Source organism: Pseudomonas sp. DP-17 (assembly GCF_022380625.1).
Lineage (GTDB): Bacteria > Pseudomonadota > Gammaproteobacteria > Pseudomonadales > Pseudomonadaceae > Pseudomonas > Pseudomonas nitroreducens_A.
This window is the reverse complement of the sequence record NZ_JAKSXG010000001.1, coordinates 14547-26996: the sequence shown is the minus strand read 5'-3', so window position 1 is coordinate 26996 and position 12450 is coordinate 14547. Positions and strand designations below refer to the sequence as shown.

The 12450-nt window shown below is 65.8% G+C and carries 13 protein-coding genes and 1 pseudogene; 6 read left to right on the top strand and 8 right to left on the bottom strand.

The window, feature by feature from the left end; translation table 11 throughout:
* The first annotated feature begins 3 nt into the window (after positions 1–3).
* Together MJ122_RS00125 and MJ122_RS00120 are read left to right on the top strand one after the other, a co-directional pair.
* A complete protein-coding gene (locus MJ122_RS00125; protein WP_239741659.1) occupies positions 4–774 on the top strand; it encodes a CHAD domain-containing protein in 771 nt (256 codons plus the stop codon).
* Positions 775–885: 111 nt separating this feature from the next.
* Complete coding sequence (locus tag MJ122_RS00120) at positions 886–1686, top strand: acyl-CoA thioesterase domain-containing protein (protein ID WP_088416966.1); 801 nt, start codon at positions 886–888, stop codon at positions 1684–1686.
* A gap of 10 nt (positions 1687–1696) precedes the next feature.
* Here MJ122_RS00120 and MJ122_RS00115 read toward each other — a convergent pair whose 3' ends face one another.
* The 5 genes from MJ122_RS00115 to MJ122_RS00095 form a co-directional block, all read right to left on the bottom strand.
* Complete coding sequence (locus MJ122_RS00115; RefSeq protein WP_239741658.1) at positions 1697–3268, bottom strand: GGDEF domain-containing protein; 1572 nt, start codon at positions 3266–3268, stop codon at positions 1697–1699.
* Positions 3269–3273: 5 nt separating this feature from the next.
* Positions 3274–3720 carry a molybdopterin-dependent oxidoreductase gene (locus MJ122_RS00110; protein WP_239741656.1) on the bottom strand — a complete coding sequence of 149 codons (447 nt, stop codon included), beginning with the start codon at positions 3718–3720 and terminating at the stop codon, positions 3274–3276.
* A 144-nt stretch (positions 3721–3864) separates the two neighbouring features.
* Positions 3865–4224 (bottom strand): Mpo1-like protein, encoded by a 360-nt coding sequence (locus MJ122_RS00105; RefSeq protein ID WP_088416969.1) that lies wholly within the window; start codon positions 4222–4224, stop codon positions 3865–3867.
* 115 nt (positions 4225–4339) lie between these two features.
* A complete protein-coding gene (locus MJ122_RS00100) occupies positions 4340–5818 on the bottom strand; it encodes a methyl-accepting chemotaxis protein (RefSeq protein ID WP_239741654.1) in 1479 nt (492 codons plus the stop codon).
* A gap of 136 nt (positions 5819–5954) precedes the next feature.
* The gene (locus MJ122_RS00095) at positions 5955–6755 is read right to left on the bottom strand and encodes a TatD family hydrolase (RefSeq protein WP_239741652.1); all 801 of its coding nucleotides are present in this window, start codon (positions 6753–6755) and stop codon (positions 5955–5957) included.
* Positions 6756–6979: 224 nt separating this feature from the next.
* Between MJ122_RS00095 and MJ122_RS00090 the strand changes: the two genes are divergently transcribed.
* On the top strand, positions 6980–8404 hold the full coding sequence (locus MJ122_RS00090) for a transglycosylase SLT domain-containing protein (protein WP_088416972.1): 1425 nt from the start codon (positions 6980–6982) through the stop codon (positions 8402–8404).
* Between the two features lie 142 nt (positions 8405–8546).
* On the top strand, positions 8547–8981 hold the full coding sequence (locus MJ122_RS00085) for a DoxX family protein (protein WP_017517576.1): 435 nt from the start codon (positions 8547–8549) through the stop codon (positions 8979–8981).
* Positions 8982–9059: 78 nt separating this feature from the next.
* On the opposite strand, the gene MJ122_RS00080 is transcribed toward MJ122_RS00085, so the two are convergent.
* Positions 9060–10088, bottom strand: coding sequence for a YeiH family protein (locus tag MJ122_RS00080; protein WP_239741650.1), 1029 nt, complete (start codon positions 10086–10088; stop codon positions 9060–9062).
* A 93-nt stretch (positions 10089–10181) separates the two neighbouring features.
* On the opposite strand from MJ122_RS00080, the gene MJ122_RS00075 reads away from it, so the two are divergent.
* On the top strand, positions 10182–11081 hold the full coding sequence (locus tag MJ122_RS00075; RefSeq protein WP_088417045.1) for a LysR family transcriptional regulator: 900 nt from the start codon (positions 10182–10184) through the stop codon (positions 11079–11081).
* Here the strand turns inward: MJ122_RS00075 and thpR are convergent.
* Positions 11067–11585 (bottom strand): RNA 2',3'-cyclic phosphodiesterase, encoded by a 519-nt coding sequence (gene thpR, locus MJ122_RS00070; protein WP_239741648.1) that lies wholly within the window; start codon positions 11583–11585, stop codon positions 11067–11069. The genes MJ122_RS00075 and thpR overlap by 15 nt on opposite strands.
* A gap of 182 nt (positions 11586–11767) precedes the next feature.
* Here thpR and MJ122_RS00065 point away from each other — a divergent pair, with 182 nt between their 5' ends.
* The gene (locus MJ122_RS00065; RefSeq protein ID WP_239741646.1) at positions 11768–12088 is read left to right on the top strand and encodes a hypothetical protein; all 321 of its coding nucleotides are present in this window, start codon (positions 11768–11770) and stop codon (positions 12086–12088) included.
* A 33-nt stretch (positions 12089–12121) separates the two neighbouring features.
* On the opposite strand, the pseudogene greB reads toward MJ122_RS00065, so the two are convergent.
* A pseudogene (gene greB, locus MJ122_RS00060) lies at positions 12122–12445 on the bottom strand (transcription elongation factor GreB); the annotation flags it as partial.
* Positions 12446–12450: the final 5 nt, after the last annotated feature.

The following is a 12450-nucleotide window of genomic DNA, read 5'->3' as shown; positions in this document are numbered from 1 at the left end:
GCCGTGACCTCCTTCTGCGATTACCTGGTGAGCCATCTGATCGAGCAGGAGGTCGCGCTGTTTTCCGCGTCCTCCCGGCTGAAGGCCGAGTCCGACTCTGAAGCACTGCATGACCTGCGTATCGCCGTGCGCCGCCTGCGCAGCCTGTTGCACCCGGTGCGCGGCATGCCCGGCATCGATGAACTGGAGCAGGCGCTGAGCGACATGGGCCGCCTCAGTGGCCCGCTGCGAGACCTCGAGGTGCTGCTGCCGGTGCTGGAGGCCGAAGGTTACGAACGTGCCGCCGCGCTGCGCCGGCCCGCGTTGATCTCCGGCTACGCCACGCTCCTCGCCAGCCCGCAGTGGGAGCGCCTGATGATGCGCCTGGATGGCTGGCCACAACTGTGGCGCACCTCCGAGCGCCACGGCGTGCTCAAGGGCCTGCATGGCAAGGTGAAGAAGCGCCTGGCCAGGGAGTGGCAGAAGCTGCGCGATGCCCTCAAGGACCCGGATCACGACCGACATCGCCTGCGCCTGCTGATCAAGCGGGTGCGCTATTCGCTGGAGGTCTACCCCGAGGAATCCGCCGTGCCGCAACGCCTGCTGGCGCCGCTGAAGGACGCGCAATCGGCGCTGGGCGACTGGCATGACTACGAGCAATGGCTGATCCGCAGCGAGCGCGAGCTGGACCTGATGCCGCTGCAGCCGCACTGGAATGCCCGCCACGACCTCGCCGAGCGCCTCGCCGACGAAAGCCTGGAGGCCCTGGAGAAGGCGTTGCATAGAGGCCATTGATGACCGGGCATTTCCTGCAAGGGACAAGGCTTTGGATGGTTTGCCGGGGTCGCCGCTGCCCCTAAGATCGCAACCTGCTGCCATTTTCCAGAAGCCCCAAGGAAGTCGACCATGTCCTTCAGCGAAATGCTCCGGGCGGTGCGCGCCGCGCCGTTATCCATCGTCATCCCTGCCGCCTGGGCCCAGGGCCGTGCGAGTTTCGGCGGCCTGGTGGCGGCGCTGGCCTACGAGGCCATGGCATCGGTGGCCGAGGCCGGGCGGCCGGTGCGTTCGCTGGCGATCACCTTCGTCGGCCCCATCGAGGTGGAAGTGCCGGTGAGCTTCGAGGCCGAAGTCCTGCGCGAGGGCAAGTCGGTCAGCCAGGTGTTCTGCCGCGCCGTGCAGAACGGCCAGGTGGTCCTGCTGGCCCAGGGCAGTTTCGGGGTGGGGCGCGAGTCCAGTGTGCAGATGGACGGCTTGCCACCACCGGCCTTCAAGGCCGTGGAGGACTGCCAGGAATTGCCCTATATCCGCAAGCTGATGCCGGCCTTCACCCAGAACATCGCCATGCGCTGGGCGGTCGGGCACATGCCGTTCTCGGCCAGCCGCGAGCGCGAGATGGGTGGCTGGATGCGTTTCCGTGGCGACGACGTGGGCGACGAGCCGATGGAGATCAGTCACCTGCTGGCGCTGATCGATGCCTGGCCGCCGGCCAACCTGCCGCACCTGAAATCCCCGGCACCCTCCAGCTCGTTGACCTGGACCGTGGAGTTCGTCCAGCCGCTGCCGTCGATGCCCGCCAATGGCTGGTGCCAGTACCTGGCGACCATCGAGCATGCCCGCGATGGCTATGGCCATATCGCGGCGCAGACCTGGTCGGCCGATGGCCAGTTGCTCGCCATCGGCCGGCAGACGGTGACCATCTTCGGCTGACGTTATTCCGCTAGACGCCGGGCGCGATTTCCGTCCGGTTACGCCCGCCAGCCTTGGCCCGGTACAGGGCCCGGTCGGCACGAGCGAGCAGGTCTTCCAGGCGCAGTTCGCCATCGAGCCGTGCGGCCACGCCAATGCTCAGCGTCAGGCGCACGCGGCTGCCGTCCTCGCTGCTGAAGGACAGCGCCTGCACACTGTTGCGTACCCGTTCGGCGACCTGCAGCGCCTGCTGCAGGTCGGTCTCCGGAAGGATCGCAGCAAACTCTTCGCCGCCCAGGCGACCGAGCAGGTCCACCTCGCGCAGCCCTTGCGTCAGCTCCTTTGCCACGGCTTGCAGCACGGCGTCGCCGAAAGCGTGGCCGTGGGTGTCGTTGATCGGCTTGAAAAAATCGATGTCCAGCATTAGCGCTGCGCACTGGCGTTCATAGCGCTGCGCGCTCTTGAGCAGCGCGACGCCGCGTTTGACGAACGCATGGCGGTTCTGCAGGCCGGTCAGCGGGTCGGTGGTGGCCAGCAGGCGCAGCTCCTGCTCCATGGCCTTGCGCTGGTTGATGTCGAAGCTCCAGACCAGCGAGGCGGGGCGGCCGTCCACTTCCATCTTCCGCGCCCAGACGATGGCCCAGTACGACGGGTTGCCCGCCAGGCGGGTTTCCCAGCTGTCCAGCTGGCCATGCTCGGCCAGCGACTGGCGGAAGCGTGCCTCCTCGTCGGGGGCGTCGAACAGCTGGCGCATGGTGAAGGGCTCGTCCGGGAGGATGCCGCTGCGCTGCAGCAGGCGCGGGCTGACGTAATGGGCGCGGGAGTCCTCGTCGCTCAGCAGCGCCACGTCGCTGGGGCTGGTGTCGAGAATGTAGCGTAGCAGCGTCTTGCGCTCGCTCAGCTCCTGGGTCCGTTGTTCGACGCGTTGCTCGAGCGACTGGTTGAGATCGTGCAGGCGCTGGGTGAGCTGCAGCTTGCGCCGCGAGTTGGCGATCACCCGCAGGGCCAGCAGCACGCTGCACAGGCCGAGGCCGAAGAGCACCCAGGCCAGCAGGTTGAAGGCGCGCTGCAGGTCGAGGCGTTCGGCGTCCATGTAGTTGGTCAGTGCAATGTTGGTGACCACCACCAGTTCGTGGGCGGGTTCGAGCAGGGGCGGCAGTTCACGCAGCATCTCGCCGGCCAGGACTTTCGCCGCTGCCGGCTGGCCCCAGGGCGCGCGCCTGAGCCAGGCGTCGCTCAGATGCTGGATCGTCTCCAGCGTTGCCTGTACTTCCGGTCGCGGCACGACCAGGTAGTTGTAGACGGGCGTGGTACGCAGCGGCGGCAGGAGGCTGGCAAGCACTTCAACGCGCGTTGCCAGGGCGTCGCTGTCACTCTGGCCGGCGAGTACCTGCCGGGCACTGTTCAGCGAGCGCTCCAGCTCGGTGCGCAGCTGGTAGGCCTGCCACAGTTCGCTGTGGGCATCGGGGTGGGCCAACTGGCGGACGTGCTGGTGGACCAGCAGCAGCGCCGCGCCGGCGCCGGCGGTCAGCGCCGCGATCAGGCCGCTGAGGATGATGATGGTCAGGCGGCGATAGCGCCGCCTGGGAGGCTGCGGGGGCACGGCGATCACTCCAGGGTAATGCGGCTTACCTGCCAGACGGTGCGGTTGAAGTAGACCTGGGTCGGCAACTCCGGGTGATCGACCATCGGATAGATGACGAACAGCGGGCCGCGCTCGGCGATACCGATGGAGTGGCCGTCCCGGCGGTAGGCGAGGATCGGCTCGAAGGCGTCGAGGTCTCCCAGCGGTATCAGGGTGGAGTAGTCGTTCAGTGCCTCGACTCGCAGGTGCTGGGTATCTGCACGCTCGAAGCCGGCGAGCAGCGTGCTCAGGCGCACGCCCTGCCATTCGGAAACCTGGGATTCGTCAGGGAGCATCGCGCGCCACTGGGTCTGCGGCAGCGCTTCCAGGTCGCGCAGGCGGTAATGGCGCAGGAGCTGCGGCTGGCCTTTCACTGCGACGATCAGCACGGTGCGCTCGGCCTCCGGTTCCAAGGTCGAGTACGCAGGCATGACAATAAACAGGCAGGCGAAAATGCCAATAAAATGGCGAAACGCTGACATCTCAACAGCTCGTGACGAAATCTCGACGATTATATCGGCGAACCCGCCGGCTACTTGAATGGCCGAAATGCCGCGCCCCGCTGCTGGAATTGCTCAGTGCCGGCGATTACGCCAGGCACGCCACCATTCACCGCTCAGGACAAAGCGCGGGAAGGTGACGAATTGCTCCACCAACAGCCGGCTCACGGCGTCCTTGCGGTCACTGAAGGGTTCGGGGGCCTGCTCCTCGAGCTTGTGCCCGCGGCCCTGGATGGCCAGCGAGGCGATCATGCCGATCATCCCCAGCAGAAGGGCCGACAGGCTCAGGCCGAACAGCCCGCTGAGCAGCGTCAGCGCGCCGAGGATGAACAACGGCACGGCAATGATATGCAGTGCCAGGTTGGTCGGATTGCGGTGGTTGGCAGCGTAGCCCTGCCACTGCCAGGAAAGGAGGTTGGGGTGACGTTTGCCCATGGTGCAGCTCCCTGAACTGAGAAGCCCGCCTGAGCGCAGGCGGGCGGAATGTCAGCAGTCTAGGTGCAGCTTTGCCGCCTGCGCCAATGAGCTCGGGCTATGCGGACGATAGGGATTACAGGCGCAGCTGGCGGATGGCGCGGCTGAGCTCACCGGCGAGGTCCGCCAGCTGGTGGCTGGTGCCGGCCGACTCGACGGTCTGCTGCACGGTGTGTTCGGTGACGTCGCGGATGCCAACGACCGAGCGGGTCATTTCCTCGGCAACCTGGCTCTGCTGTTCGGCGGCCACGGCGATCTGGGTATTGCTCTCGCGCATCAGCGCCACGGCCGAGGCGATGGCTGCGAGGGCTTCCCCGGCTTCGCGGGCTTCCTCGACGCAGCCGTCGGCCTTGATCGAGCTTTCCTGCATGAACTCCACGGCGTCGCGGGTGCCGGACTGCAGCGCGTTGATCATCTGGGTTATCTCGTCGGTGGAGTCCTGCACGCGCTTGGCGAGGTTACGCACCTCATCGGCGACCACGGCGAAGCCGCGACCCATCTCGCCGGCGCGGGCGGCCTCGATGGCGGCGTTGAGGGCGAGCAGGTTGGTCTGCTCGGCGATGCCGTGGATCACGCTGACCACGCTGCTGATCTTGTGGCTGTCCTGGGCCAGCTGCTGGATCATCTCGGCGGTCTGCTGCACGCCCTGGGACAATCCGGCGATGGACTGGCCGACGCGACCGACCACCTGTTGACCATTGCCGGCGAGGCGGTCGGCTTCCTGCGACTGGTCGCGGGTATCGGCCGCGTGCTGGGCAATGTGGTGGACGGTGGTAGACATCTCGTTGATGGCGGTGGCGGCCTGGTCGGTCTCGCTCTGCTGGCCGAGCATGCCCTGGCGCACCTGGCCCATGCTGCTGGCGAGGCTGCGCGCGCCTTCGTCCAGACGGCCGGCGGCCTGGGCGACGGTGCCGACCACGCGCTGGTAGCCGGCTTGCATGGCGTTGAAGGCGGTGGCCATCTGGCCGACTTCGTCGCGGCTTTCCAGCGGTACGCGGGCAGCCAGGTCGCCGCTCTTCTCCACGTGGAGCATCACGTCGCGCAGGGTCAGCAGGTGGGTGAGGATGAAGCGGATCAGCAGTTGCGAGGCGGCCAGCAGGGCCAGCATCAGCACCAATACGGCGCCGGCGAAGGGCAGGGCGCGGTCCTCGAAGATGCCCCAGAAATCGGCGCCGGGGGCGAGCACGGCGACGCGCTGGCCATTGCCGATGTCCTGTACGTAGGCGCCGGCCAGTGCACCTTGGCGGCTCTGCGCGCCTTGCAGGTCAACCCAGCCATTGGCACGGGCAAGTGCGGAGCCGTCGATACCGGCGATCTGCGGCGCGCTGCCGCTGGCGAAGCTGACAAGATTCGACGAAGTCGGCAATGCCGAACCTGCCGGCCAGTTCTTCAGCAACTGCGCCTGGGCTTCGGCACCCTGGCGTGCCTGCTGGTTGCGCCCGTCGAGCTCCTGGTGCATGGCGAACAGCACCAGCAGCAGGGGGGTGACGAAGGCGACCGCATTGACGGCCCAGAACTTGTACTTGAGGGAAATGTCGCGGATCCAGGCGGCCATAAATCTCTTCTTGTCGGTCGAATAGTGGCGAGGCGCCATTATTGTCGTGAAAAGGATGAAGGTGGCCATTGATGGGAATCAAGCCACCTTCCGCTCCCGACTTATCGGCCGACGAAGGGCGATCTTGAGAGCCGGTTCAAATTTCCGGCAGGTCAAAGAAGCGTCGTGCGCACTCGGTGGTGTGGGCTGCGACCTGCGCTGCGCTCTCGCCCCGATGCTGCGCCACGCAGGCCAGCACTTCGGGCAGGTAGGCCGGCTGATTGCGTCCATTCTTGGGCTTCGGGCGCAGAGTGCGCGGCAATAGATAAGGTGCGTCGCTTTCCAGCATCAGCCGGCCTTCGGGGATTTCCCGCACCAGTTCCTGCAGGTGGGTGCCGCGCCGCTCGTCGCAGATCCAGCCGGTGATGCCGATGTGCAGGTCGAGGTCGAGGTAGGAATACAGCGTGCGTCGCTCGCCGGTGAAGCAATGCACCACGGCTGCGGGCAGCTTGTCGCGGAAGTCCTTGAGGATCGCCAGCAAGCGCTCACCGGCTTCGCGCTCGTGGATGAACACCGGCAACTGCAATTCCACCGCCAGGCCCAGCTGTTCTTCGAAGGCCTTCTCCTGCGATGGACGCGGTGAAAAGTCACGGTTGAAGTCCAGCCCGCATTCCCCCACCGCCTTCACCCTGTCCTCGGCCAGCAGGCCGCGCAGCGTCCTGGCGCTGCCGGTGTCCCAGTGGCTGGATTCGTGCGGATGGACGCCGGCAGTGCAGTAAAGACGCTGTTCCTCGTCCAGTTGGCGGCACAGTTCCAGGGCCTGTTCGCTGTCGTCCAGGCTGGTCCCGGTCAGCACCATCTGCACGACGCCGGCCTCGATTGCGCGAGCGAGGACCGCTTCACGTTCCGGGACGAAGCTCGGGTGGGTGAGGTTGACGCCGATGTCGATCAGTTGCATTTTTGTTCCCTTTGTTCGGAAGCGGAGCATAGCAAAAGCCGCTTTTTTGACGAAAATTCTTCAAAAACAACAGGTTGAGGAATATTCCGAAGATTTATCGGAAGTTTCGGGTTGGTGTTTCTCCCCTCCTGTGAGAGTCTTGCGCGCCCTTGGCGACCGGGAACTACCGGTCGAAACCGCACTCTAAACGGCCCTTTGCCGAGTGCGAGCCCCCGGAGAGCTGGATGACCCGACTGTTGCTGCTACTGCTGTGCCTCGTGGCTCTGACGCCACTGCCGGCGGCTGCTCGCCTGACGGCCCAGCCGGAAAACTGGGAGCAGGAAAGCAGTGACGCGCGCGATCTCGCCGCCATTCGCTCCGGTGGCACGCTGCGGGTTCTGGTCAACCAGAGCCGCAACAGTTCCGGCGAAATCAAGGGCGAACCCATCGGCATCGAATACCGCCGCCTGCGCGCCTTCGAGCAATACCTCAACGACAATTCCCCGGGGCGCAAGCCGCTCACCATCAAATTCATTCCCAAGGCCAAGGACCAGTTGCTCGGCGCGTTGCAGCGCGGCGAAGGCGATCTGGTCGCGCCCGGGGAAGTCCTGCTGGCGCGCGATGGCCAGAACGTCAGCCCCAGCCTGCCGTGGAAGGCCGATGTGCCACTGGTGCTGGTGACCAGGCAGGGCAACCGCAAGTTCGTGCGCCTGGAGCAACTCGCCGGCCGCACCATCACCTTGCCGGCCGGCAGCGCCGCTGGCGAGGCCGTCCGCAAGGTCAACGAGCGCCTGGCGCAGAAACGCCTGGCGCCGCTGGTGCTGGAGTGGACCGATTCCTCCCTGGCCGTGGAAGACGTGCTGGAGATGGTCCAGGCGGGCATCTTCAACTACACCGTGGTCGAGCAGCCGATTGCTGAACGCTGGAGCAAGGTCTTCACCAAGCTGCGCGTCGACCGGCACCTGGTGCTGGACAACAGCGAGCCGATGGCCTGGTACGTGCGCCGCGATGCGCCGATGCTGCGCGCCAGCGTCAACCGCTTCCTCAAGGACTACCGCGCGCCGGCGGACCAGGACATGGCGTTCCAGCGCCTTTACCGCCGTGCCTACCAGGTACGCAATCCGCTGGTGGTGCCTGACCGCAAGCGACTGGAAGCCGTGCGTCCGACCCTGCAGCGCTACGGCGAGCAGAGCAAGGTCGACTGGCTCGCGCTGGCCGCCGTGGCCTTCAAGGAATCCAATCTCAATGCCAGCGCGCGCGGCGCTGGCGGCGCCACCGGGCTGATGCAGATCACCCCGGCGGCGGCCCGCGCCGTGGGCGTGGATACCGTGCACCAGAAGGAGAGCAATGTGCAGGCCGCCAGCCGATACATGGCGATGCTGCGCAAGCGCTTCTTCTCCAGCCCGCGCATCAACGAACGGGACCGCATGGCCTTCGTTCTTGCTGCCTACAACGCCGGTCCCGAGCGGGTGCAAAGCCTGCGCGCGGAGGCCAAGCGCCAGGGCCTGAACCCCAACCAGTGGTTCTTCCAGGTTGAGCGCGTAGCGGCCGAGCAACTGGGTATGGGGGTGGTGAACTACGTCAGTAGCGTCAACAAGTACTATCTTGCATATCAGCGGGAACGTGATGGCCTCGAGCCACGTGAGAGCGTGGCGGCAATCAAGAAGTAATCGATTTGTTCGATAGTTATCAGCGCGATTTTGCGCTTTTGATATCGGAAAAACTGGATATATTGGTCGCCAAGCAACCACGGTTGTCACCCACTTCCTACGCAACCCTTCGCTCCTACTGGAGCTCGCATAAGGACGCACCATGAACTCGCTGATCAAATCCATCCTGACTACCAACGCTGGCGCCGGCATCGCTGTACTGCGCATCACCACCGGCCTGACCTTCATGGCACACGGTTCGCAGAAACTCTTCGGAGCCTTCGGTGGCCCCGGTCTGCAAGGCATGGCGGGCTGGCTGGAGTCCCTTGGCGTGACCCCCGGCTATCTGATGGCCGCCCTGGCCGGCAGCGCCGAGTTCTTTGGTGGTCTGGCGCTGGTCCTGGGCCTGCTGGTGCGCCTGGCGAGCATCCCGCTGATCGTCGCCATGCTGGTAGCTGTGTTCAGCGTGCACCTGGCCAACGGCTTCTTCATCACCGCCAACGGCTTCGAATACGCCTTCACCCTGATCATGATCAGCGTTGCGCTGCTGATCAGCGGCGCCGGCCCGTTCTCCCTGGACCGCAAGCTGTCCAGTTGACGGCCAAGGCAGTACAGAAAGTCGGTAACGAGAAAGGGCGGACACCTGGGTGTCCGCCCTTTTGTTTGCCTGCCGGAATCAGTGGAAGAGGTATTGCACGCCGCCATTGATCAGGCCGCCGCCCACCAGCAGGAAGACGAACAACCCGGCGCCCAGCAGCAGCGGCTTGGGGCCTTCCTTGCGCAGGTCGCCCAGGCGGGTGGCCAGGCCCAGGGCGGCCATCGCCATGCCGAGCATCACGTCGTCCAGCTGCTGCAGCGGTGCCAGCCAGCTTTGCGGTACCCAGCCCAACGAGCGCAGGCCGGTCACCAGCAGGAAGAACACGGCGAAGCCGGGGATATGCAGCTTGCGGCGTGCACCGGGTTCAGCGACTTCGGCACTTCCAACGCGTCCGAGGATCAGCAGGGCCGGGGCCAGCAGCAGAACCCGCAGCATCTTGCTGATCAGCGCGGCATCGGCGGCGGCCGGGTCCATGGCGCGGCCGGCGGCAACCACCTGGGCGACCTCATGGATGGTCGAGCCGGTGAACACGCCGAAGGCCTGCTCGCTGCCGAACAGATTGGGCAGCGCCGCGTAGATCATCGGGTGCAGCAGCATCGCCAGGGTACCGAAGAGCACCACGGTGGCTACCGCGACGGCTGTGTGCTCGGCACGCGCCTTGAGCACCGGGCTGCTGGCCATGACCGCGGCGGCTCCACAGATGGCACTGCCCGCGCCGATCAGCAGGGCGCTTTCGCGCGGCAGCCTGAGCCAGCGTTCGCCGATCCACCAGGCGACGGTCAGGGTGCTGGCGACCATCAGCACGTCGATGACCAATGCTGCCGGGCCGAGAGCGGCGATGTCCTGGAAGGTCAGGCGCAGGCCGTAGAGCACCACGCCCAGGCGCAGCAGTTGCTGGCGAGAGAGGTCGATGCCGGGGCGAATGCTGCCGAAGCGGGCCAGGCCCAGGTTGCCCGCCAGCAGACCGATGAGAATCGCCAGGGTCAGGCTGCCAAGCCCCAGGTGCTGCAGCGGGGGGATTTCCATGAGCTGGCGGGAGCCGAAGGCGATGGCCAGGCAGAGCAGGGCGCCGGGGAGGTAGTAGGGCAGGCGGCGAAGGGCGTTCATTGCAGGCTCCTTGTGTAAGGTGAAGCCATGGTGCCGCTGGCATACTTAGTGTAAAAACGGATTGTTCTTATTGGGTTGACCGGTTTTATCGATATGGGCCCGCGTATCACCCTTCGCCAACTGGCGACCTTCACTGCGATTGCCGAACTGGGCAACGTGACCCAGGCAGCCGCGCGCATCGCGCTTTCGCAGTCCGCCGCGAGCCAGGCTTTGCAGGAACTGGAGCGCGCGCTCGGCACTCGCCTGTTCGACCGAAGCGGCAAACGCCTGGCGCTGAACGACAATGGCCGCGCCTTCTACCCCAAGGCCAGTGCGCTGCTGGCGCAGAGCGCAGAGCTGGAGAGCCTGTTCGAGTCGGCGCCGGTGCAGCTGAGCCTCGGTGCCAGCCGCAGTATCGGCGGCTATCTGCTGCCGCAGGTCATGGCCGGCTTTCTCGGCGAACTGCCCGAAAGCCGTCTGGAGTTGCAGGTTGCCAACAGCGGCGGGGTGATCGAGGCCCTGGCCGAGTTCCGGCTGGACGTGGCCTTCATCGAGGCGCCGATCCAGCATCCGCAGATCCAGCTCACGCCCTGGATGGCCGATGAGCTGCTGCTGGTTGTCGCGCCTGATCACCCTTTGGCGCGGGCCGAGCGCATCGGTCTGAGGGATCTGGCAGCGGCGCGCTGGGTGTTGCGTGAGGCCGGTTCCGGTACCCGCGTGACGTTCGAGCAGCAGGTATTGCCGCGCCTGGGTAGCGTCAACGCGCCTCTGGAGGTGAGCAACGCCGAGGCGATCAAGCATCTGGTGGGCAGCGGTTTCGGCATCGGTTGCCTGTCGCAGCGCGTGGTGCAGGCGGAGCTGGAACGCGGCGAGCTGGTGCATCTGGACAACCCGCTGGGGCCTTTGCGGCGCACGTTCTTCCGCGCGCTGCATATCGACAAATACCCTACGGCGGGCCTGCGTCGCTTCCTCGATTACGCCCAGGAATGGGCGGCGCGATCAGGCGCGATCTAGCGGCCACTCGCCGATGGCGCGGTAGTGCACGCCGCTAGGGCTGTTCTCCGAGCTGAACAGCGTCACGGCCTGGGCGGGTAGTACAAAGGCAGCAGTGGCGGCCGGCGTGTGCTGGGCGTGGCGGGCGAGGGTGATATGGGGATGGAACGGGCGATGTTCGACCTCGAATCCTCCGGTCTGCAGCCCATCGCGCAACGTGCGCACCAGTTCGTACAGGGCAGCCGGCACGTTGCTGGGCGCCAGGTGCAGGATGCCATTGTTCCAGCGCGCGACGTGGTCCAGCTCCAGGTTGAAGCCCTGGCGTGGCAGGCGCTCGCCGATGGCGCGCAATTCCGCCTTGCGGCCGCGAGGTACGGAACCGAGAAAGGCCAGGGTCAGGTGCAGGTTGGCCTGGGCTACGGGCTGGCCGTCGTGGTGCAGGCTGTCGCGCCAGGAGCAGATGCGCATCGCCAGTTCCGCCGGGCAGGGCAGGGCGAAGAACAGCCGCATGGGGGGTGTGGTCATCGACTGAAGTCTCCTTGACAGCTTTGCCGGGGCTTCTCTAGGATGCCGCACAGCGCCGATTTAAGTAGCAACTTGCGGGGCGCGGATGCAGCGATGGCTGACATCGAAATACCGCTAAAGCGCTGGTTCGGTGTGCCTCTCGCCGCGTCCAGCAGGACCCTTGAGGCGGAAGACTAGACACCATGACCTGTCCCAACCCGCATGTGCGCCTGGCCCCCATCACCACCGGCCTGCTGCGCCGCAATCCGAAGATTCTCCTGGGCGGCAATCACCAGCCCACCCTCGTCCGTTACCTCGATGGCTGGCCCAAGCGCTGGAACGGCTCGCGCACCTTCCTGATCCAGTTCGCCGAAACCTTTGCCGATCTCGCGCGTTTCCCCTCCGACAGCTTCGACTTCGCGGTGGTGCAGTCGCCGGTGGCCGAACAGCTGGAGTCGGCTATCCACGAGCTGATCCGTGTTGCCCGGCAGGGGCTGATTACCCGCCGCCCACCGGCGCTCTGATCATTCTGTAGGAACGTCGTTTGCTGGCGATACTCAGGGATACTCGATTTCCACCACGAACCACATCTTCTCGCCGGATGGGCTGCGAACCATCACCTCGGCATCCAGTTCCTTGCCTACCAGGGCGCGGGCCAGGGGTGAGTCGATACTGATGTGGTTGTTGCGCAGGTCCAGTTCGTCCGGGCCGACGATGCGGTAACGGGCCTGCTCGCCGTCCTCGTCTTCCAGGGTGACCCAGGCGCCGAAGTAGACCTTGTTCGGATCGGCCGGACGCTCGCTGACCACCTTGCAGTTCTCCAGGCGCTTGCGCAGGAAGCGCACGCGGCTGTCGATCTCGCGCAGCATCTTCTTGCCGTAGGTGT